The 21,929-nt window shown below is 54.6% G+C and carries 19 protein-coding genes; 4 read left to right on the top strand and 15 right to left on the bottom strand.

Features of this window, described 5'->3' with window-relative positions:
* Window positions 1-7 precede the first annotated feature (7 nt).
* Window positions 8-721 (top strand): murein tripeptide amidase MpaA, encoded by a 714-nt coding sequence (mpaA, locus tag V1566_RS15520; RefSeq protein WP_395303906.1) that lies wholly within the window; start codon window positions 8-10, stop codon window positions 719-721.
* On the opposite strand, the gene ycjG is transcribed toward mpaA, so the two are convergent.
* Window positions 712-1,677 carry an L-Ala-D/L-Glu epimerase gene (ycjG, locus tag V1566_RS15525; RefSeq protein ID WP_395303907.1) on the bottom strand — a complete coding sequence of 322 codons (966 nt, stop codon included), beginning with the start codon at window positions 1,675-1,677 and terminating at the stop codon, window positions 712-714. The two genes, mpaA and ycjG, sit on opposite strands and share 10 nt — an antisense overlap.
* Window positions 1,678-1,784: 107 nt before the next feature.
* On the opposite strand from ycjG, the gene tpx reads away from it, so the two are divergent.
* Both tpx and V1566_RS15535 read left to right on the top strand, forming a co-directional pair.
* Window positions 1,785-2,291, top strand: coding sequence for a thiol peroxidase (gene tpx / locus V1566_RS15530; RefSeq protein ID WP_023335907.1), 507 nt, complete (start codon window positions 1,785-1,787; stop codon window positions 2,289-2,291).
* A 275-nt stretch (window positions 2,292-2,566) separates the two neighbouring features.
* Window positions 2,567-3,775, top strand: coding sequence for an aldose 1-epimerase family protein (locus V1566_RS15535; RefSeq protein WP_395303908.1), 1,209 nt, complete (start codon window positions 2,567-2,569; stop codon window positions 3,773-3,775).
* A gap of 37 nt (window positions 3,776-3,812) precedes the next feature.
* Here V1566_RS15535 and tyrR read toward each other — a convergent pair whose 3' ends face one another.
* The 3 genes from tyrR to V1566_RS15550 form a co-directional block, all read right to left on the bottom strand.
* Window positions 3,813-5,354, bottom strand: coding sequence for a transcriptional regulator TyrR (gene tyrR, locus V1566_RS15540; protein WP_023312028.1), 1,542 nt, complete (start codon window positions 5,352-5,354; stop codon window positions 3,813-3,815).
* Between the two features lie 112 nt (window positions 5,355-5,466).
* Window positions 5,467-6,519: a TIGR01620 family protein gene (locus V1566_RS15545; protein WP_395303909.1), complete on the bottom strand. Its 1,053-nt coding sequence runs from the start codon at window positions 6,517-6,519 to the stop codon at window positions 5,467-5,469.
* The gene (locus tag V1566_RS15550) at window positions 6,516-7,913 is read right to left on the bottom strand and encodes a YcjX family protein (RefSeq protein WP_395303910.1); all 1,398 of its coding nucleotides are present in this window, start codon (window positions 7,911-7,913) and stop codon (window positions 6,516-6,518) included. Before V1566_RS15550 ends, V1566_RS15545 begins: the two co-directional genes overlap by 4 nt.
* Before the next feature lie 155 nt (window positions 7,914-8,068).
* Between V1566_RS15550 and V1566_RS15555 the strand changes: the two genes are divergently transcribed.
* Window positions 8,069-9,079 carry a LacI family DNA-binding transcriptional regulator gene (locus V1566_RS15555; RefSeq protein WP_395303911.1) on the top strand — a complete coding sequence of 337 codons (1,011 nt, stop codon included), beginning with the start codon at window positions 8,069-8,071 and terminating at the stop codon, window positions 9,077-9,079.
* A 34-nt stretch (window positions 9,080-9,113) separates the two neighbouring features.
* Here the strand turns inward: V1566_RS15555 and V1566_RS15560 are convergent, their stop codons facing one another.
* The 11 genes from V1566_RS15560 to V1566_RS15610 all read right to left on the bottom strand — a co-directional run bounded on the left by V1566_RS15560 (window position 9,114) and on the right by V1566_RS15610 (window position 21,813).
* Window positions 9,114-10,028, bottom strand: coding sequence for an OmpG family monomeric porin (locus V1566_RS15560; protein ID WP_395303912.1), 915 nt, complete (start codon window positions 10,026-10,028; stop codon window positions 9,114-9,116).
* A gap of 66 nt (window positions 10,029-10,094) precedes the next feature.
* Window positions 10,095-11,177 (bottom strand): ABC transporter ATP-binding protein, encoded by a 1,083-nt coding sequence (locus V1566_RS15565; protein WP_395303913.1) that lies wholly within the window; start codon window positions 11,175-11,177, stop codon window positions 10,095-10,097.
* A gap of 13 nt (window positions 11,178-11,190) precedes the next feature.
* Window positions 11,191-11,856, bottom strand: a complete 666-nt coding sequence (gene pgmB, locus V1566_RS15570) for a beta-phosphoglucomutase (RefSeq protein ID WP_395303914.1) — start codon at window positions 11,854-11,856, stop codon at window positions 11,191-11,193.
* Entirely contained in the window at window positions 11,846-14,125 is a 2,280-nt protein-coding gene (locus V1566_RS15575) for a glycoside hydrolase family 65 protein (RefSeq protein WP_395303915.1), read from the bottom strand. The genes pgmB and V1566_RS15575 overlap by 11 nt, the downstream gene beginning before the upstream one ends.
* Window positions 14,119-15,174: a Gfo/Idh/MocA family protein gene (locus V1566_RS15580; protein ID WP_395303916.1), complete on the bottom strand. Its 1,056-nt coding sequence runs from the start codon at window positions 15,172-15,174 to the stop codon at window positions 14,119-14,121. The genes V1566_RS15575 and V1566_RS15580 overlap by 7 nt, the downstream gene beginning before the upstream one ends.
* Before the next feature lie 14 nt (window positions 15,175-15,188).
* The gene (locus tag V1566_RS15585; protein ID WP_395303917.1) at window positions 15,189-15,977 is read right to left on the bottom strand and encodes a sugar phosphate isomerase/epimerase family protein; all 789 of its coding nucleotides are present in this window, start codon (window positions 15,975-15,977) and stop codon (window positions 15,189-15,191) included.
* A 17-nt stretch (window positions 15,978-15,994) separates the two neighbouring features.
* On the bottom strand, window positions 15,995-17,047 hold the full coding sequence (locus V1566_RS15590) for a zinc-binding alcohol dehydrogenase (RefSeq protein WP_395303918.1): 1,053 nt from the start codon (window positions 17,045-17,047) through the stop codon (window positions 15,995-15,997).
* Window positions 17,048-17,075: 28 nt separating this feature from the next.
* Window positions 17,076-17,918, bottom strand: a complete 843-nt coding sequence (locus V1566_RS15595; protein WP_395303919.1) for a carbohydrate ABC transporter permease — start codon at window positions 17,916-17,918, stop codon at window positions 17,076-17,078.
* Complete coding sequence (locus V1566_RS15600; protein ID WP_395303920.1) at window positions 17,905-18,786, bottom strand: carbohydrate ABC transporter permease; 882 nt, start codon at window positions 18,784-18,786, stop codon at window positions 17,905-17,907. The genes V1566_RS15595 and V1566_RS15600 overlap by 14 nt, the downstream gene beginning before the upstream one ends.
* A 22-nt stretch (window positions 18,787-18,808) precedes the next feature.
* The gene (locus V1566_RS15605) at window positions 18,809-20,101 is read right to left on the bottom strand and encodes an ABC transporter substrate-binding protein (protein WP_395303921.1); all 1,293 of its coding nucleotides are present in this window, start codon (window positions 20,099-20,101) and stop codon (window positions 18,809-18,811) included.
* A 14-nt stretch (window positions 20,102-20,115) separates the two neighbouring features.
* Window positions 20,116-21,813: a sugar phosphorylase gene (locus tag V1566_RS15610; protein ID WP_395303922.1), complete on the bottom strand. Its 1,698-nt coding sequence runs from the start codon at window positions 21,811-21,813 to the stop codon at window positions 20,116-20,118.
* Window positions 21,814-21,929: the final 116 nt, after the last annotated feature.

Here is a 21,929-nt window from a genome sequence, read left to right on the forward strand (position 1 = left end):
ATTTCGTATGGCAATCACCCGACCACGAGCGGAGCGCGGGGCCTTTCCGCCGGGCGCTGAGCAATATGGCCGCTCATTTTTAGGCGCATCGCTAATCTGGTTCCCGGCGCCCGATGCCGATCGCAGCAGCGGTTTGATCATTGCCGGCACGCACGGAGATGAGAACTCGTCCATCGTCACGCTTTCCTGCGCGCTGCGGACGCTGACGCCTTCCTTGCGGCGTCATCATGTGATTCTTGCCGTGAATCCGGATGGCTGTCAGCTTGGATTACGGGCGAATGCGAGGGGGGTCGACCTGAACCGCAATTTCCCGGCGGCAAACTGGCGCGCCGGAGAAACGGTTTATCGCTGGAACAGCTCAGCCGAGGAGCGGGACGTGGTGCTGCTGACGGGAGACAAACCCGGCTCGGAGCCGGAAACGCAGGCGCTTTGCCAGCTTATCCATAAGATCCACCCCGCATGGGTTGTCTCCTTCCACGATCCGCTGGCCTGCATTGAAGATCCGCGTCACTCCGATCTGGGCGTGTGGCTGGCGCAGGCTTTCGCCCTGCCGCTCGTCACCAGCGTGGGTTATGAAACCCCCGGGTCCTTCGGAAGCTGGTGCGCTGATTTAAGCCTGCCCTGCATCACCGCTGAATTCCCGCCGATATCCTCCGACGAAGCCAGCGAAATTTACCTAAAAGCGATGATGGAGCTTCTGCGCTGGCAGCCTCAAAGATGAAGCACGCCGCTGGTAAAATTAAGCGCAGGTGAAACGTCAACCGCCAGCCACGTCGGGCCGTCCAGATCGGCAAAACGGACCTGATTGACCAGCGGCAGCGCCGCGCCGATTGCCCGGGATGTGCAGAGCATGCATCCCAGCATCAGGGAAAAGCCCTGCGCCTGCGCTTCCGCCGCCAGGGCCAGCGCTTCTGTCAGCCCGCCGGTCTTGTCGAGCTTGATATTGACCATCTCATAGCTACCCTTAAGCGCGCTCAAATTCTCGCGGGTATGGCAACTCTCGTCCGCGCAGACGGGCAGCGGATGGATAAAATTCTTCAGTGCCGCATCATCCTTCGCTGGCAGAGGCTGCTCCAGCATCGCCACGCCCAGGTCAGCCAGCAGTTGACATCGCGCGGCAAGCCCCTCGGGATGCCACGACTCGTTGGCGTCAACAATCAGCGTGGCCGAGGGAACCGCCGAGCGAATGGCGACCATCCGCTCGCTGATCAGGCGATCGTCGAGCTTCACTTTTAACAGCGTGGCCCCCGCGTCATAGAGCGCTTTTGCGCTGGCAGCCATCTGCTCCGGCTCACCAATCACCACCGTTTGCGCCGTCACGACGGACTCCGGCAGCGCCACACCGAGTAAGGTCGTCAGCGATTGCTGCTGCTTAGCGGCCTCAAGGCCCCAGAGCGCACAGTCGATGGCGTTGCGCGCTGCCCCGGCGGGCAAACGCTGCTGTAACGCCTCGCGTGTGAGCCCTTTTTGCAGGTCTGGTACCAGGGTCATGATATGCGCCATCACCGACGCAGGACTTTCTCCGTAGCGCGGGTAAGGCGTACATTCCCCGACGCCTTTAACTCCCTCTTCTTCGATTTCAACCACGACCACGCTGGCTTCACTTCGGCTGCCGCGGGAGATCACAAACGGGGTATGCAATGGCCAGGCTTCTTCATAGACCTTAACGCTTCTCATCACTGACTCCTTGCGGCCCGGAAAGGCGAAAAATTTGGTTTGCCGTGTTATCCGCTGATGGCATACACTAGCCCCGACGTTAACTATATGTAAACAGGAAGATATCTATGTCACAACTCGTTCATTTCCAGGGCAACCCGGTTGCTGTTGCAGGTTCCATTCCGCAGGCTGGCAGCAAAGCGCAGGCTTTTACTCTGGTGGCTAAAGATCTGTCTGACGTCACACTGGCTCAGTTTGCGGGTAAACGCAAAGTACTGAACATTTTCCCAAGCATTGATACCGGCGTTTGTGCCGCATCCGTGCGTAAATTCAACCAGCTGGCGACTGAAATGGACAACACCGTTGTGCTGTGCATTTCCGCTGACCTGCCGTTTGCCCAGTCCCGTTTCTGCGGTGCCGAAGGTCTGAGCAACGTTATTACCCTCTCCACCCTCCGCAGCGCAGATTTCCTCGAGAAATACGGCGTCAGCATCGCGGAAGGCCCACTGAAAGGTCTGGCTGCGCGTGCTGTACTGGTTCTTGATGAAAACGACACTGTCGTCTTCAGCGAACTGGTTAACGAAATCACCACCGAGCCGGACTACACTGCCGCGCTGGACGTGCTGAAAGCATAATAAGTACTTAGCATTCTATACAACTTATTCTCAACCTCGCCGCGGCGGGGTTTTTTATTACTTTAAAGCTGAATCGTTAAAGCAAGGATGCACGCAAGTCACATTAATCATGCAATAACTTAGGTAATATGTAACATGTGCGTGATCAATACCGCATAATAATCGTTAAAATCCCCTATTTTTATCTCCAGTGAAGCACATCACATTTCCCTTTTTGTCTAAACATTAGATTTGCTTACGAAAGAAAATAATCGTTTCAGCAAAAAGGATAATATATGAAGATTAAATTCGCTTTTACGCTCCTTGCGGTACTGATTTCTGGCCATGCAGCGGCTAAAACCTGGGTGCTGACAAGCGCTGAAAGCAGCGTAGAGAAAGGAAACTGGAAGATTTCCAGTGATGAGCTGAAAGTTAAAGACCAAACGTTCAGCATTGAGCAAAAAGTCTTGCACGGCGGTAAGCAGGAAGGCAGCAAAGTCATCATTATTAGCAGCAAAGATGGCCTCACCATCACCCTGAGCCCGACCCGTGGGATGAACCTTCTGCACGTAGAAGGTTTTGGTACCCGACTGGGTTGGAATTCTCCCGTCAAAGAGGTCGTAAACCCGGCTTATATCAATCTTGAAAGCCGCAATGGTCTCGGCTGGCTGGATGGTTTCAACGAGATGATGGTGCGCTGTGGCTATGAGTGGACCGGGCACCCGGTCACCGCGGACGGGCAAATTTACACCCTGCACGGCAGGGCCGGTAATACCCCGGTTTCGCAGGTCGAGGTTGAAATCGCCGATGCCGCCCCGCATGAGATCCGCGTTCGCGGTTTGATCAAAGAGAGCACGTTTAAAAAAGCAGATCTGCAAACCATGACCGAACTGCGCTACGTTCCCGGAACCAACCAGTTCAGCCTGCATGATGTTCTGACAAACCATGCAGATTACCCTCATGATTACCAAATCATCTATCACAGCAACTTCGGCACGCCGATCCTCGAAGAAGGTGCCCGTTTCCTTGCGCCTGCGGTGAGCGTGAGCCCGTTCAATGACTACGCCAAAGCGGGCGTTAACGACTGGCAAACCTATGCCGGGCCGACAAAAGGCTTTGATGAGATGGTCTTTAACATTAAACCGCTCGCGGACAATAACCACGAAACGCTCGCGGCAGTGGTCAATAAAGCCGGAGATAAAGGCGCGTCAATCCAGTTTGATACCCGCCAGCTGCCCGTGCTGACCTTATGGAAGAACACCGACACGCTGAAGCAGGGCTATGTCACGGGCATTGAGCCAGGCACCAGCTACGCCTACCCCGTTACGATTGAACGCGAGCAGAAGCGGGTTAAGCAGCTGGCGCCCGGTGCCAGCGCGCAGTTTGATCTGACCTATACCCTGCTGCACAACCCGCAGCAGGTGAAAGACGTGGAAAGCAGGATTGCGTCGATTCAGGGAGAGACAAAAACAGAAATCGTTAACACGCCGATGGCGAAGGAATAAACGTAAAGCAAAAAGCCTCTTTACAGAGGCTTTTTTGTTATTCGTCGCCTTTCTTATGGTTCAAACCGTACTCGCGCAACTTGTTCGCGATCGCGGTGTGCGAGACGCCAAGACGTTTTGCCAGCTTGCGGGTGCTGGGATAGCTGCGGTACAGCTGCGTCAGCACTGAACGCTCAAAACGGCTGGTGATATCATCCAGCGAACCCTCCATCGCCTCTTCGCCGACAGACACTGTCCCCGCGTCGTAATCAGGCAACAGAATATCCTGCGGACGCAGCTCATAGCCTTCCAGCTGGGTCAGCGCACGATAAACGGCGTTTTTGAGCTGGCGAATGTTACCCGGCCAGCCGTAGCGCATGAGCACCGTGCCGAGATCGGCAGACAGCTTCGGACGCGGCACCCCCTGCTCGTCGGCAAAGCGGGCGACGAACAGCTCCGTTAGCGGCATGATGTCCTGCGGACAATCGCGCAGCGGTGGAATATTCAGCGTCAGGACGTTGAGGCGGTAATAGAGATCCTCGCGGAAGATCCCCTTTTGCACCAGTTCAACCAGGTTTTTCTGGGTGGCGCAAATGACGCGCACGTCCACATGCACTTCGTGATCCTCACCGACGCGGCGGAACGTTCCGTCGTTCAGGAAACGCAGCAGCTTAGCCTGCATACGCGGCGACATTTCGCCGATCTCGTCCAGCAGCACGGAGCCGCCGTTAGCCTGCTCGAAGAACCCTTTCTTGCCTTCCGGCGCGTGACCAAACAGCTCGCTCTCAACAGCATCTTCCGGAATAGAGGCGCAGTTAAGTGCCAGATAAGGCTTGGCCGCACGCGGGCTCGCCAGATGCACGGCGTGAGCCAGCAGGTCTTTCCCGGTGCCGGTATCCCCGGTAATCAGCAGCGGCGCGGTCAGGCTTGCGAGCTTGCGCGCCTGATCAACCACATGGCGCATTTTCGGGCTGACGGCAATAATCTGGCTGAATGCACCGACATCCTGACTGGAGAGGTTTTGCAGCTGACGGCCCATGCGTAACGTCGAGCGCAGCATGATCACCGCCCCGGTCAACACGCGGGTATTCCCTTCCCCTTTCAGATAGACCGGCGTGATCTCCATCAGGAAATTCTGCCCGTTAATCACCACATGCTCGCTAAGCGTATTCTGCGGATTGCTGTCCAGCCAGCGCTGGAAGTTAAAGCCGGGGATCAGCTGCGCAGCGTTATGATTGCTGAGCTTCTCCTGGCTCTGCGCGAAAAGCTGGCAGCTCGCGTGGTTAACGCGCTCAACTTTGCTTTTCAAATCCAGGGAGAGGAACGGCTCAGGCATAGCTTCCAGCAGCGCGCTCAGCGCCAGATGCTCACGCTCAGATGGCATCCAGGGAATGGTGCGTACATCCGTAACGCCAGCGATACGGCGGATTTCAGCCATCAGGCTACTGAAGGTATTAAATTCAATTTCGGCAAAATTGAGGTAAATTCGCCCGACAGGATCGATCTCAATGCCACGTAAATCAATGCTACGTAAAACAAGAAGATCGAGTAATTCGCGGGTCAGACCGAGACGGTCTTCACAGAAGACTTCAAGACGCATGGGAAATTCACCGTTTTAAGCCAATAACAGTAAAATGATATGTCAGAACACGGTGATCCGGAAGATGGCTGTCAACAAATATTGACAGCCAGCACGATTAGTGAACAAAACCTCACGGAGCAGGTTTTTTATTGAGCGTCTCTTTGAGCTGGCCGATCAGTTCACGCCTGAAATCCCCCAGCCGGGGCTTATCGCCATCAATCCACGGCAGCGGACGGCAGACCTCCATCGCTTTAATCCCCAAACGCGCCGTCAATAATCCCGCGCCGATACCCTGGGCGGCACGAGCAGAAAGACGCGCCGCCAGATCCTGCGACATCCAGTCCATGCCCACTTCGCGCACCAGTTCACTCGCTCCGGCAAACGCGATATTGAGCAGGACCAGTTTGAACAGCCTGAGCCGACTGTAATAACCCAGCTCTATGCCGTAAAGGTTCGCAATACGGTTGATCAGGCGCAGGTTGCGCCAGGCGATAAAAGCCATATCGACCAGCGCCAGCGGGCTGACGGCAATCATCAGGGTGGATTCCGCCGCAGAGCGGCTGATCTCCCGTCGTGCCTGGGCATCCAGCACCGGCTGAACAATATGGGAGTAGAGCGTCACCACTTCCCGGTCATTCTGGGTTTCATGGATGGCGGCATACCAGCGCTGAAGCGCCGGATGCGACTGATCGATGCCGGCCTGGCTGGCCAACTTTTCACAGAATGCACGGCCTTTCCCGGTACCGTGGCTGTGGAGCAGATCCCGCGCTTCATCACGCTCATGCGCGCGCTGGCGCAATCGCCAGAGCCGACGCCACTCGGTGGTAACCGACCCGATGCCCGCCCCCACAATCAGCGCGCCCGCGGCACATCCGCCCAGCGCGACCCAGTCCTGAGTTTGCCAGGCATTCATCGTCCACTGCACGCCCTGCCCAACCACGCTTACGCCAAACAGCGCCAGACCGGCGGTGACCATCCTGCGCCACAGGCTGCGTTTTGGACGCAGAGCGGCTTCCACAACCGCCTCTGCCGGACCTTCCTCGACGCCCGGCTCCTCAGTCAGGGCCGGGGCAAAGTTATCAGCCTGCGTGCCGCTGAACGTCTGCGCGGTTTTGAACGCCTCCTGAGGGTCCTGCTCAAGCGTTCCGGTAAAGTCTATGCGCGGTTTTAACGGTTCCGTCATCGCAATTTATCTCCAATCAAAAACTCCAGCGCCGCATCCAGACGGATGTGTGGTAATGGCCGATCGACGCTCATTGCCTGCGGGCGAAAGGCTTCAAACTGGAAGCCCTGGTTCTGCCAGAAGGCCTGACCCGGTAGCCGCGCAGGCACTTCGCCTGGATACACGGTAAGCGGTTCACCGTCGCTGAGCCGGTTCCCACGTAATGCCGGTATTTTCTCGCCGTTAAGGTCAATCAGCCCGCTTTGCGTCGCCTGCACGGACGCGAGCCCAAGGCAATCCATGCTAATCCCTTCGAAGGCGGCGTTCTGCCACGCGTCCTGCACCAGCTGCTGCAGCAGCGATACCATATTGGCATGCTGGTCGACCGTGACGTGATCGGCCTTCGTGGCCGCAAAGAGCAGTTTGTCGATCACCGGTGAGAACAGACGGCGAAACAGCGTCCGCTGTCCGTAGTGAAAACTTTGCATCAGCTGCGTCAGCGCAAGCCGCATATCGTTGAAAGCCTGTGGCCCGCTGTTGAGCGGCTGTAGACAATCCACCAGCACAATCTGACGGTCAAATCGCAAAAAGTGGTTTTTATAGAATCCTTTGACCACTTTTTCACAGTAGTAATTGTAACGCTCGCGCAGCATCCCGGCGTTTGTGTGCCTGTCAGCCTGCGCCAGCGTCGACTCACCCACCCCATCCACATCCGGCCAGGGGAAGAACTGAAGCGCAGGCGCACCCGCTAAATCACCCGGCAGGACAAAGCGACCCGGCTGAATAAAGTGCAAACCTTCCTGCTTGCACTGATGCAGATACGCCGTCCAGGCTTCGGCAATGGCTGCAAGACGGTTCTCATCTGCCGGCGCAAGCGGGTCCAGGCCTTCGCACAGCTGTCGCCATTTGGCCGACCACCCGGCGCGCTGCCCCTGCAACAAGCCCGTCATCTGACGGGACCAGCTGAGGTAATCCTGCGCCAGCATCGGCAAGTCGAGCAGCCATTCACCGGGGTAATCGACGATTTCCAGGTACAGCGTGGAGGTATCCTTGAAGTGGCGCATCAGGGATTCATTCGAGCGAAAACGCAGCGCGAGGCGAATTTCACTGACCCCTCGCGTCGGCGTCGGCCACGTGGGCGGATCGCCGTAGAGCTGTGCCAGCCCTTCGTCATAGGTAAAGCGTGGAATACCAAAATCACGCTGTGGTACGCGCTTCACGCCCAGCAGACGCTCTTCCCGCACCGCGCTAAGCAACGGCAGACGCGCCCCGGCGTGCAGGTTCAGGAGCTGGTTTACCATCGCGGTGATAAACGCCGTCTTACCGCTGCGGCTCAGCCCCGTCACGGCCAGACGCAGATGACGGTCAACGCCACGGTTCACCAGTGAATTGATTTCGTGTTTAAGTCGCTTCATCGCCGTCCTTCGTTGCCTGGAAGCCTTGAATGCATGGATTCAGAATACAATAAATGGGGGCAGATCGTTGATTATCAATTCTTATTTATTGCTATTGCCGTTTTCTCTCCAGTAAGATGAACAGCATTGCTGTCAGTCCGGAGTGAGTAAGGTGTATGTCACCCACCATCTATGATATCGCACGGGTTGCGGGCGTATCGAAATCAACCGTTTCCCGCGTTCTGAATAAACAAACGAATATTTCTCCCGAAGCACGCGACAAAGTGCTGAAGGCGATTGACGAATTAAATTATCAGCCCAACAAACTGGCCCGCGCCCTGACCTCTTCAGGCTTCGATGCCATTATGGTTATTTCTACCCGTTCAACCAAAACCACTGCCGGCAATCCTTTTTTCTCCGATGTCCTTCATGCCATTACGGCAAAAGCGGAAGAAGAAGGCTTTGATGTTATTTTACAAACGTCAAAAAGCAGCGAAGACGATCTGCTGAAATGTGTGAGTAAAATAAAACAGAAGATGATCAAAGGGATCATTATGCTGAGTTCACCCGCAAATGAATCCTTTTTCACCACGCTGGATGCGTATGGCGTACCGGTAGTGGTTATTGGCAAAGTGGAAGGTGAGTATCAGAATATTTATTCCGTCGATACGGATAATTTTCATGACAGCGCCACGCTGACCGAAAGTTTTATAAAAAACGGTCGCCGGAAAATTGCCTGTCTGCATGCACCGCTTGATTATCATGTTTCGATCGATCGTCTGGCGGGTTATAAAGCCAGTCTGGAAAAGCACCATATTGCTCTTAACCCGGACTGGATCAGGGATGGCGGTTATACCCATGAGAGCGCGCTTGCAGCATCTCTGGAACTGTTGTCATCACCCACGCCGCCTGATGCTGTGTTTGCTACCGACAGCATGAAGTTGCTCAGCCTGTATCGCGCGGCGGATGAGTTGAACCTGATGATCCCGGAGCAGGTGGTGATAGCCGGATACAGTGACCCGATGCTGTCACTTATTTTAACGCCCGCACTAGGCGGCTTTGATATCCCGACCCGAAAACTGGGGGAAGAGAGCTGCGATCTTCTTTTCAGGCGTATTGCGGGTCAGCCCGCCCCGCAAAAAGTACTTGTTGATACCCACTTTTTGTTGGCTGCTTCCCTTCGCTAAAACCAGGGGCTTTGTACCCCTGGCGTGCCGTTGGTCAGAACGCGTAGTTTACGCCAACACCCGCATAGTGGAAGCGGTCGCTTTCGCCTTCATCATGGTTCTCCCACTCATAGGCGTATTCCAGTGTCATGGATAAACCATTGTTGAAATCGTAAGCGTAGAGAAGGCCGAGTCGGTTGAAATCGTGTCCTTCACGTTCAGGATCGTCCTGCCAGTCCCAGTTCGACCAGCGATCAAGCCCCAGGCGGGTATAAGGCGTCAGGGTGGTCTGGCCTAACGAAATGGGCAGATAGGCACGAATTTCCTGGGTAGAAAACTCGCCGTTATTACGGGAACTGTCCATATTGAAACCGCGCTCCAAATAGTAATTCACTTTGGCGGCAAAGGTTTCGTTAATGGTCCACGTAAAGCCCGTTTCAGTTTCGACGCGACTGTCAGAGTAACCGGTTTTCTCCAGGTCATTGGCAAACTGATACATGGCAAACCAGCCGCCAAAACGCCAGTCATCGGATAATTTAATATCCCAGTCAGGCTGAACTTTGTAGCGCTGCATATTCGCGCTGCCGTCTCTGGCACCGTGCTCATCTTTAAAATGATAACTATAATTACGGAAACCGCCGGTCAGACCGAAAGTAAAATCATCGGTTCCGATAAAGCGATAGCGTAATTCAAATTCAGGACGGTCGAAATAGGTTCCACGGGTCATACTGCTGTAATCAACCGGCCCCTCCTGGTACATTGCCAGCGAAATAGTCCACGCGTCCCAGGTTGCATTAAACCACACGGAAGGTTCATATAATCCATCTTTATCGTCGCCCTGCCCCTCAACGTTTTCGATTTCATACATCGCACCAATATTAAATTCCCACTGTTTCGCTGTTTCTGATGCTTGTGCACAGCTAACTCCTGCGCACAAAACGAGCGCAGCACTTCTTAGTAGAGTACTCATTAGATATTCCCTTTATAATTAACAAACGAAAAAACCGGAAATTTACATTCCCGGCAAACACCTTTCTTATCTAATAGCCGCTTCGGTTTCAGCGTCGAAGAAATGGCACTTATTCATATCGAACTGAATATCGATATTATCCCCAGCGGCATAATCATTCGCGGCTCCAGCGCGAACAACCAGCTCATGGCCGCCAACGGTGGCGTAGAGCATGAACTCCGCGCCAGTCAGTTCGGCTACGCTGACTTTCGCCGCGATATTCTCACCACTGCTCTGCAGCGTGAGAATATCTTCCGGGCGGATCCCAAAGACCACGGCTTTGCGCTGATACCCTGCGGCATTCAGTGAAGCGAGCTTGTCATGAGGGATCGCCAGACGCAGCGTTTCCGTGACGAAATAGCGGTCGTCGATAGCGCCGCGAATGAAGTTCATGGCTGGCGAACCAATGAACCCTGCGACAAACATGTTTGCCGGTTCGTTGTACACCTGCTTCGGTACACCGACCTGCTGAATAATGCCGTCTTTTAAGATCACGATGCGGGTCGCCATCGTCATGGCTTCCGTCTGATCGTGGGTCACGTAAATCATGGTGGTGTTAAGCTTCTGGTGCAGCTTGCTGATTTCAGCCCGCATCTGCACGCGTAGCTTGGCATCGAGGTTGGAGAGCGGTTCATCCATCAGGAACACGCCGGCTTCGCGCACGATCGCCCTGCCTAATGCCACGCGCTGACGCTGGCCGCCGGACAGCGCGCCCGGTTTGCGCTTGAGGTACTCGCGTAATCCGAGGATCTGAGCCGCCCAGTTAACGCGTTCTTCGATAACCGCAGGCGCAATTTTTTGCATCTTCAGGCCAAACGCCATGTTGTCGTAGACCGTCATATGCGGATAAAGCGCATAGTTCTGGAACACCATCGCAATATCGCGAGACTTGGCAGGCACGTCATTCATGCAAACCCCGTCAATGACCAGTTCCCCCGCGCTGATCTCCTCCAGACCGGCAATCATACGTAGCGTCGTGGATTTACCGCAGCCCGAAGGCCCGACGAAGACGATGAACTCCTTGTCTTCGATCTCGAGATTGAAATCCTTAACCACGTGGACCTGGTTATCATAGATTTTCTGAATGTGTTTCAGAGACAGTTGAGCCATTGTTAATTCCTTATCAATACGTCCGGGATGCCCAAAACTCGGTAAGGCATTTCCAGGTCAGTTCCCGCGTTGAACGAAGTTGTAATCCCGCATGGTTCAGGCCAGATCCAATCCCAACCGACAGCATTCCCGCCGCGTTGATCGCCTCAACGCCTGCAGGTGCATCTTCGATACCCATGGCCTCTTCAGGACGCACATTCAGGCCAGCACAGGCGGCGAGGAAGATCTCCGGGTCTGGCTTCGAACAGACAATGAGGGAAGCATCAGCGCAAAAATCAAAAGCGTGCTGAATGCCCAGGGCACGCAATATGCCAGGGGCATTCAGGGAAACGGAGGCGAGCCCAATTTTGACGTTCGCCGCACGGATATCCGCCAGCATGTCGCGAATGCCTGGAAGCAGTGAATCTTCCGTCAGTGACGCCAGAGACTGGACATAGAGCGCGTTTTTTTTCGTCGCCAGCGCGAGGCACTGCTCATCGCTAAACATCCCCTCTTTCCCGCCATGCTTCAGGATGCGCTGAAGGGAATCCATGCGGCTAATGCCCTTCAGCTGTTCATTAAACACGTCGTCGAAGGTGATGCCGATCTCCTCCGCCACTGCACGCCAGGCCAAAAAATGGAGGTGTGCGGTATCGGTGATCACACCGTCCAGATCGAATACAACAGCCTTAAGCGTCATGGCGCACCTCCGTGGTAGCGGTCCCATTTACAGATGCAAGAAAGTCCTTATAGGCGCAAACCTTATGCCCCGATACGTGTAGCGTTTTGCCCCACAGCGTCAACGTGGCCGGCGCCGAAGTTTCAATGGTTAAAACCTCGTTTTCATACGTAAAGTGCAGCGTTGCGTTCCGCCAGCGCAGGGGGAAAGCAAGTCTTCGCCAGTGGGCGGGCAACCTGGGCGCAAGGTGCAGCTCCCCTTCCACTATCTGCATACCGGCAAAGCCCTGAACGACGCCGGACCAGATAGCGCCGGTCGCAGCAGCGTGAATCCCGTCATCGCAGCTGTGCGGGTCGTCCCCAAGGTCAATGGCGACGCCGTCACGCCAGAAGGCGTAGGCACCTTCGGTGTCACCGCAGCGGGCGGTAACAATGCCGTGAATGGCCTTGCTCAGCGAAGAGTCATGGATCGTGCGGGGCTCGTAGAAGGCCAGATTGGCGGCACATTGCTGCGGGGTAAACCGCTCCGGCAACAGGTAGGTAAGCATCACCACATCGGCCTGCTTAAGGATCTGCATCTCGTTGACTTCCGCGCGGGAATAATCGAGCAGAATGGTCTGCTTACCCGCTTTGGCTTTGTAGCGGCTCAGATCGATGGCAGGTTTTGCCATGAAGGTATCATCCTGCGGGATCACACCGTCTGAATTGGCCTCCGGCAGCCATAGGCGCGTCAGGAACCGTGCGGCATTCTGCGTAAAACCTTCATCCTCGCGCCCAAACATCGCCATAAAATGGCGAGCGCAGGCAACGTTATGCCAGGCCAGATAGTTGGTATACGCGTTGTTGTTCACATGCTCGGTGTATTCGTCCGGTCCGATAACGTCGTGGATTTCGAGACGGCCATTAATTTCCGTTGCGCGGCCCATCCAGAACATCGCGGTTTCCATCAGCAGCGTGATGCCTTCATTTCGCATAAAGGCATCGTCGTGCGTTGCCTGCCAGTAAGCGACGACGGCCCAGGCAATGTCCGCCACGATGTGGTGTTCCGCCAGCGCGGAGGCCACCTTCTGACGCGTGCCGGTTCGGATGTTGATAGCCGCAAACTCCGGCGTCTCTTCCAGGCCGCTGGCGGCACTTTCCCATGGGAACAACGCACCGGGCCAGCCGTTGCGACGGGCTTTTTCCCGTGCCCCTGAGAGATTAAGCCAGCGATAGCGCAGCAGGCTTCGGGCTATCTTCGGGCGGGTGAACAGATGAAAAGGCAGCAGGAAAATTTCGGTATCCCAGAAGACGTGGCCTTTATACCCCTCGCCCGTTAGCCCTTTGGCGGCGATACTGCTGCGTTCGTCATGGGCTGGCGTCATCGCGGTTAGATGCCAGACGGCGTAATCCAGCGCCATCTGATCCTGATACTCCGCAGAGTCCACTTCCACCCGAGCGTCACGCCAGACCTCTTCCCAGGCATAAGATGAACTCTCAAGCAACGCGTCGTAGCCTCTTGCCGCACACACCTTAAGATCGGCCAGCGCGTTGCGCGCGAAAGACACCTGAGACAGCGCTTTATCACTGCGATGCGTCACCCAGACGATTTTCTCGAGCGTGACAGTGTCACCCATCGCAATCGTCAGCGAATGATGAACGCTGAGACGACGATTCTTGGCGGTGAAACAGCTGTCGCTCTTCGCAGAGAGCTGACAAAACGCCGAAACAACAACTTCTGACGCTCGGTCCTGCGTTTCATACACGCCCTGCATGTATTGCTGGTCGAACACTCTGACCGACATTTCATCCAGATGCTGTCTGCCGCTGTTCGTTTGCGTTGCATCAATGCCGGTTTTCAGCACGGCCTGCGTGGCGGCATCAAGCGGTGTAATCAAAAGCTGCATGGCCACTAAGGGCAACTGGACCAGCGACACAAAACGACGACTTTCCAGACGATAGCGTTTCCCGTCAGGCGAGCGCCAGACGACGCTGCGACGAAGTTCGCCATTGGCAAATGCCAGCTCGCGCTGCCATTCAAGAATTTCGCCTGACAGGAGCGTGACATTTACGCCATCCAGTTCAACATCAATACCGATGACATCCGGCAGGTTGATCAGCTCAGTGGTCTCATTACGCCCCGCCTGATGATAGAGACCTGCAAGATACATGCCTCGGGTTTGCTGGGTGTAATCTTCTTCATGCGCAGCCCGGATCCCCATGTAGCCATTACCGCAGGCCATGATGGAGGCGTATTTATTAAGGCTGTGTGGACAAAAGCCGGGGTCGGTTAATACAGACACGTTTAGCATAACGTCACGCTTTCCCCTGTCTCTGCTGATTCATACAGCGCGGCGACAAGCTGCTGGATAACCAGCCCCTGCTCTGCATCAGCGATCATGACGGGTTCTCCCTGCACATGGCGAACAAAGGCATCCATACTGCGCATATGACGCTGATCGTCAGCCTCTTCACGCTGCGTGAGGGTGACTAAAGTACCGGCTTCGTCGTTGTAAATGTGCGCCGGGAATAACGTCGCCCCCGCCTTTTCACCGCAGAATGCAACGTTCATGATGGACTGTTCGCGGATGTTAAGTGCAAAGGAGGTGTCCAGACGCAGAAGGCCACCGTTGCAAAATTCAATGGTGCCAAACAGGGCATCCTCAACGGTAAACTGCATGGGGTCCCACTCGCCAAACTGGCCGCTGCTTTTACGGTTTCCCAGCCTCTGGAAGCCGCGTGCCGTCACCTTTTTTACCGCCGGAAACCCCAGCACGTACATCGCGGCATCGAGCATATGGATGCCGATATCAATCAGCGGCCCACCGCCCTGAAGCATTTTGTTGGTAAAGACGCCCCAGCCTGGCACGCCACAGCGGCGCAGCGCCTGCGCAGACGTGAAGTAAATTTCGCCGAGCGTTCCGTTTATTACCGCATCGCGCAGCAGCTGGGTATCCAGGGCAAAGCGATGGTGAAAATCATACGCCAGCACTTTTCCCGCCTTGCGCGCGGCCATGCGCATCCGATCGGCCTCCTGCGGCGTCATAGCCGGCGGTTTTTCACACATTACGTGGCAGCCCGCTTCCAGCGCTGCCATGACGTGCTCGAAATGGAACCGGTTAGGCGAACAGACGCTCACCGCATCCGGCTTAACCGCCTCGAGCATCTCTCGCGCATCCTGCCATACCGAGGGAATACCATGACGTTCCGCAAACGCCCGAGCCTGTTCAGGATGGCTGTCCATGACAGCCACCATCTGAACATCACTGCGCGTGGCGTAATACGAGGCATGCACTTTATCCGCGACCTGCCCGGCACCGATGATGGCAACGCGCAGAGGCGAAGGTGAAGAAGCACTCATCACGCTCGTCATCCTTAGCATTCACGCAGATAAGTGAGTGAGTCCTGGTATGCCTGAGCCGGATCCTCGGCGCGGACTCGGCACTCATACACCACGTAACCCTGGTAATTATCCGCACGCAGCCGATCGAACAGGCTGGCAAAATCGAGGCTGCCGCTGCCCGGCTGATAGCGGTGGTTATCTGCGATGTGCACATGGCCCAGCAGATCGCGATGCTGATGCAGCGCGTCCGTCAGCGAGTCTTCTTCGATGTTCATATGATAGAAATCGCCGATGATCTGCACGTGCTTCAGGCCGTTCTCTTCGATATAGCGACGCGCGTCAGCCAGGGTGTTGATCATATGATCCTGGTAGCGGTTCAGCGGCTCCAGGTAGACGGTCGTCCCGGTGCGCGCCGCGACCTCATCCAGCCAGCGCAGCGAGGCGCTCACCGCTTTGCGGTCACCGTCCAGGCTGCGTGGCGAGGTCATTGGCGGGAGACGGAAGGTAAACATCCCCCACGCGGCAGGCACGATAATGCCCTTGCCACCCACTTCAGCCAGCGCTTCCAGAATGCGTTCAATCTGCTTTAATCCGTTCAGCCGACGTTCTTCGATGAAGTCGCCAATCCAGCCATCGTATCCACCGCAGGCCGTCGTCACCGGCAGACCGGTGGCTTTGATAGCGGCTTTTACATCGTCGAGGTTTTCAACCAACAGGCGGCCGTCAATTTCGTAGCCATCAAAACCTATCGCTTTGATGTACTCGAATTTCTCCATGATAGTGCTCGGGAAAAAGGCCTGGTTTTGTGTTGCTATTTTCATGATTTGCTCTCCTTAGCTTAAAAAGTGACGCCCATTTTGATACTGAGTTCCGGGTGCTGATCGACATACGTCATGTAGCTTTCCGGGCTGGTGGTGAAGGTCACGACCGGGTTGATCAGATCGTCACAATTCAGATAGCCATTCATCAGCAGTTCCCAGCAGGTCTCTTCAATACGTTTGCGGCTCCAGCGCGGGTAATCCGGGTTGGGTTCGCTACAGGCGCGGGAGAAGACAATCTTCGCGTTATTGAAATGCGCTTCGCGGCCAAGGTTAAAGCCTTCCGCGAACGGTTTAGCGAAGGCTACGTAGGAGATAGTGCCGCCGTAGGCGAGTCCGCGCAGCGCGGACTGCAGTGCATCTGCAAAGCCGCTGGTTTCGATGATCACGTCCGCGCCCTGCTTCCCGGTCAGCTTCTTGATTTCCAGACCGACATCAGTGCCGATTGGGTTCAGGCAGTGGTCTGCCCCATGACGACGGGCGATCTCACAGCGGTGTTCGATAGGGTCAACGCCGATAACCACTGACGCACCGGCTTTTTTCGCCAGCTGGATCGCAATCTGCCCAATCGCCCCCAGTCCCACCACGACCACAAAATCGCCGACCCGGACGTTGGCATCACGCACGCCGCTCATGGCGAACTGCGCTGGATCGTAGCAAACGGCATTCTTCCAGGAGGCACCCTGCGGCATTTTGCGCAACTTGTAGTTGTTCACTGCGTTGACGATGACTGTTTCCTGCAGCGGGCCGTAGCAGCAGACGCTGTCGCCGATCTGATATTCAGTGACGTCATCACCGCATTCGATAATGTCACCAACAATCATGTTGCCCAGCTGGAACTTACCGAATTCGATCCCGCGGGCCGCCCCCTCTTCACGCGGGGTAAACATCTGCCACTCCGCGTTGAACTCTTCGTCAATAAACGGGCTTGCCGCGCGGAAATCCACGACTTCCGTTCCGTGCTTCGGGGCGCCAAAGCGTGAACGAATTTTCACTTCATGTGCTTCAACAGCACGATCTTCATATTCCACCAGCGCCGCCATACGAGGCGCTGTCGCTACTAATTTTTTCATGACTGACTCCTTGTTAAAATTGGCCGCCTCAGCCCTTCACGCCACCGGCGGTCAAACCACTTTTAATAAAACGTTCAGACAGGGCATACATGATGACAACCGGAAGCGCCGTCACCAGCGATGCCGCCATCATGCGACCCCAGATATAATCTGGCGTGCTAAAGAGCGTGTTCAGCCCGACCGGCAAGGTGAAATTGCTGGCGCTGGACAGGAAAATGGACGCAAACAGATAGTCGTTCCACGCCACCATGAAGCAGTAGACAAACACCGATACAAGCCCGGAAATCGCCAGCGGCACGGTGATGCGGAAGATGATTTGCAGGCGGTTCAGGCCGTCCATCATCGCGGCTTCTTCGATTTCGTCCGGGATGGTGTCGAAATAGCTGCGCAGCATGAACACTGCGGTCGGTAACGTTTGGGTCACCATGGTGATAATCAGCGCCAGCTCGGTGTCGTAGATCCCAAGGGCAGTGATGATTTTGAACAGCGGCACTACCAGCAATATCCCGGAGAACATGTAGACGGTGTAAAAACTCGCATTGATCGTCGTGCGCCCCTTAAAACGCAGTTTGGACAAGGCGTAAGCCCCCAGCGTGCCGAGAAACACGGCAATCACCGAGGAGGTCAGCGACACGACCATGCTGTTTTTGAAATAGTCCACAAACGGGAAAATCAGCGGGTTAAATATGTCGACGTAATGCTGCAGCGTCCAGGCCTGCGGCAGTATGGTCGGATTAAGCGATATCGCCTCTTTCGCACTCTTAAATGACGTCATTAGCATCACGAAGAACGGGAACAGCGTGATGACCAGAAACATCGCCAGCCCCAGATAAAAACCAATACGGCTCAGTACGCGTTTATTTGTTGCCATTGAGGTTTACCCTTTTTCTGGTCAGCAGAATCACCGCGAAGATGATCACGAACAGCACGACGGAGATCGCCGCAGCTTTACCCAAATCATTGAAAGCGAATGCTGTTTTGTAGAGGTAGACGCCCAAAATATCGACCCTGGTCGTCAACAGGTAGACGTCCGCAAACATGTAGAACATCCAGATGGTGCGAAGCGTCACCACCGTTGCCAGCACCGGCATAATCGCGGGCAGCGTAACGATTCGAAAACGCTGCCAGGCATTCGCGCCGTCCATTTCCGCCGCTTCATACAGCGACTTATCAATGGTCTGCAAAATCGCCAGGAACGAAATGAACGCGTACGGGAAGTAACGCCAGATGGCGAACAGCACCACCAGTACAAAGCTGCTGCCCGGGTTGTCGAACCACAGAGGTGCCTGGTCATACAGATGCAGCAGGTCAACGCCCAGATAGTTCACAATGCCGTAGCCGTTGTTGAACATGTATTTCCAGGCAAACACCAGCGAAATGGACGGCGTTACGTAGGATAAAATCACCAGCGAACGCGCCGTTTTCCGCAGACGAAACTCCCGGTTAAAGAAGATGGCGACAGCAAGCCCCAGACCGGTACTGCCGAGCACGACCAGCGCCGTATACCAGAACGTCATCCACAGTGAGTGCCAGAACGCAGCATCCCCGAGAATGCGGATGTAGTTATCGAGCCCGACGAACACCGCATCAATACGCGGGTTAAGCGGCAGACGTAAGAAACTGATTTCAATATTGGAAATCATTGGCCAGGCCACCAGGCCCCCCAGCAAAACCAGACTGGGGGCCAACAGCAGCATGGCGAAAGGCATATCTGAACGACCAGAAAACAACGTCTTCATAATTTCCTTCCGCAGAGCGCTCCTATCGTTGTGAAATCAGATCAGTCAGTCGCTTCTGGCTGTCACTAAGCGTGCTGCTGAGATCGTGTTTCCCCACCGTGACGTTATGCACCATGGAGCTGATGATGCCGGACCCGGTTACATCCCCCATGCGTGTGAAGTTTTTGTCGCCCACGGCGCCAAAGACTTGCACATTTGGGAACTGCGCAATCAGTTCGTAAGGCAGTTGCCCAAACGCTTTAATCACATCGTTGTTTTTCCAGGTATCGGTGCCCACCACCAGCTTGTTTACCGGCAGTGCCGCACCAGGCGACATCATGACCCAGTCGGTTGCGTTTTGAGCCTGCTCCATCCAGGTCACAAACTTTTCAGCCGCCTGAGTTTCATCTTCGGTTTGACCGGTGGTAATCGTCAGCGACGTGACCATGCCGTAAACAGCAGAAGATGTTTCTGTTGGGACGACGAAGCCCAGGTTCGCAGGGTTACCGTCCTGGAATATCGCCGGGAGGATGTAGGTGGAGTAAACCGCCATCGGCGCAGAACCGTTCATGAAGGCATCTTTGATCTCCATGACGTCGTTTGAACCCGGCATGGTGGTCGCGGCCAGGGATTTATAAAACGCCAGAGCCTTTGCCATTTCAGGGGTATCGATGTCGACGTTCCCTTTGGCATCAAAAACGTTCGCGCCGCCGGAAAGCGCAAACTGGGAGAATGCCTGCTCTGTCATCACGCTTTCCGCGGTGGGCAGCGCAATGCCGTAACGTTTTTTGGCCGGGTCGTTAAGGCTCTGGCTGGCTTTAAGCAGCTGTTCCCAGTTATGGGGCTCCTGGATACCCGCCGCAGCAAGCACATCTTTGTGATACCAGACGCCAGATAGCCAGGCACTGACTGGCACCCCCGTCCAGGCTGAACCGTCTTCCGTTCGAACAACACGCAAGATGCCGTCATAGAAGGTGTTTTCACCTACCGCTTTAATGGCTTCACCAATAGCTTTGCGATCCAGCAGCTGTTCCTTGTCCATGACTTTCGCGTAGTCATGGCTGACTTCAATTACCTCAGGCAGCGCGCCCGTTCTGGCGAGCGTAATGACCTTGGTGTTGTAGGCATCCTCTTCTACCGGCACCTGTTTCACCGTGATGCCGGGGTTCTCTTTCTCGAACTTTTCGATAAGCTTCGTGATAACCGCCTGGCGCTCCTGCTCGACCGATGAGTGCATAAACTCGATGGTGACAGCAGACTTTTTGTCATCCTTACAGCCTGATAACAGGGCGCACGAAACCAGTGCTGATATCAGCACAATTCTGGGCATTTTCATTTTTAAGGTCCTTTTTAGTTTTCTTTAATCCACAATACCTGCCATGGATGTAGGGTCAGCGTTTTATCTGTAATATCTTTTCCCGCAATCAACTCCGTTCCGGATTGAATATCGGACTCCACCATTTGAATGCCATCACTGAAATTAAACAACGCCGTTATTTTTTCGCCACAACTCGCCACGCGAACGATTTTTAAAACATGTTCACCTGACGCACTGAAATAAGCCTCGCTGTCAGGATGGAATGCTTTTTCCGCCCGACGCAGCACGATTAACTGGCTTAACGAGCAATAGACCCGAGAACGCAGGCTATTTTTATCTTCAAGCACGCTATCAATTTGTCCCGCAGCGTATTTCTCTCGATTTATCGCACGGTTGTATCCCAGGCGTTCAACGCCGGCATAATCATTACGCGAGCCGAGAATACTCTGGATATAAATCGCAGGCACGCCGGGGAAGCTTAGGAGGACGGCATGCGCCAGAATAAACCGGGCAATCCGATGGCTATCAAGACTGTCACGCGGACTTAATGCATCCAGATAGGCCACATTAATTTCATAAGGGCTGCGGGTACCATCCGGGTTATTTTTCCAGTTAACCAACGCCCCTTCAGCCTGAAGTTTCTCCACAAGTGAGAGGATTTCCGACTCAGGTAAAATGCCGCGTAACGGATTCAGACCAATCCCGTCATGCGAGGCCAGGAAGTTAAACCAGGTGGTTTTCGTGGAAGGCAGCGTCAGCGACGCAGCCCACTGGCTCAGCGTCCGGACGTCCTGACAATGCACCGCATGCAGCACCAGCGGGGGCAAAGAGAACTGATAAACCATCTGCGCTTCATTTTCACCGTCGCCGAAGTAAGCAACGTTATCTTTATGCGGAACGTTCGTCTCGGTGATAATCACCGTCCCCGGAGCGACAGCCTCGGTGATGGCGCGGAAAAGCTGGATGAGCTGGTGGGTTTGCTCAAGGTGGATGCAGTTTGTTCCGGGTATTTTCCACATGAAGCCAACAGCATCCAGACGAATGTACCGCGCCCCTTCAATCAGGTAATGCAGCAGCACATCCACCATCGCGATCAGCACCTGCGGAGAGGCGAAATTGAGGTCAACCTGGTCCTCGCTGAAGGTGGTCCACAGATGTCGCACACTGCCATCATGCAGCGTGAAAGGCGTAAGAAGCGGTAAGGCACGCGGACGCGTCACCGCGGATAAGTTTGTTTCAGGATCGACAGAAATAAAGAAATCGTCATACCCAGGCGTTTGCTTCAGATAATTAGCGAACCATTTACTTTTGGCTGACATGTGGTTGCAGACGAAATCAAACATTAAGCTGGCAGACTGTTTTAACTCAGCGACATCTCGCCACGTACCCGTCTCAGGTGCAACCTCATGATAATCAATAACAGAAAATCCGTCGTCCGAAGACCACGGATAAAAAGGCAAGAGATGGACATGAGAAAAAGAATGAGAAAGCCATTTGTTATAAAAACGTGTTAAAACCGGAAGCGCCTTCTCCCCTTTCGCTGAAAACTGATCGGCATAGGTAATCAGAACAACATCTTTTTCATCCCAGGCCATCTTACGTTTTTCTGTAATAACAGAAGTGGCCTTTCCGATATTTTCCAATAGCACATTAAGATGGGCTTCAGAAAACGTTTCCCCGTAAACAAGATTAATGAGTTCTTTAATTTTTGTCTTCATTTTATTTTCCATGGTAGCGGTCCCACGGAATGGCAATCTACTCCCATGAAAAATATCTGTCAACGGACCGGGAAGGAGAAAAAGGTGTTTGCAAAGCAACTCAGCGCAATATTGTGAGCTGCTGCAAA

Source organism: Enterobacter sp. ECC-019 (genome assembly GCF_043974075.1).
Classification (GTDB): Bacteria; Pseudomonadota; Gammaproteobacteria; order Enterobacterales; family Enterobacteriaceae; genus Enterobacter; species Enterobacter asburiae_D.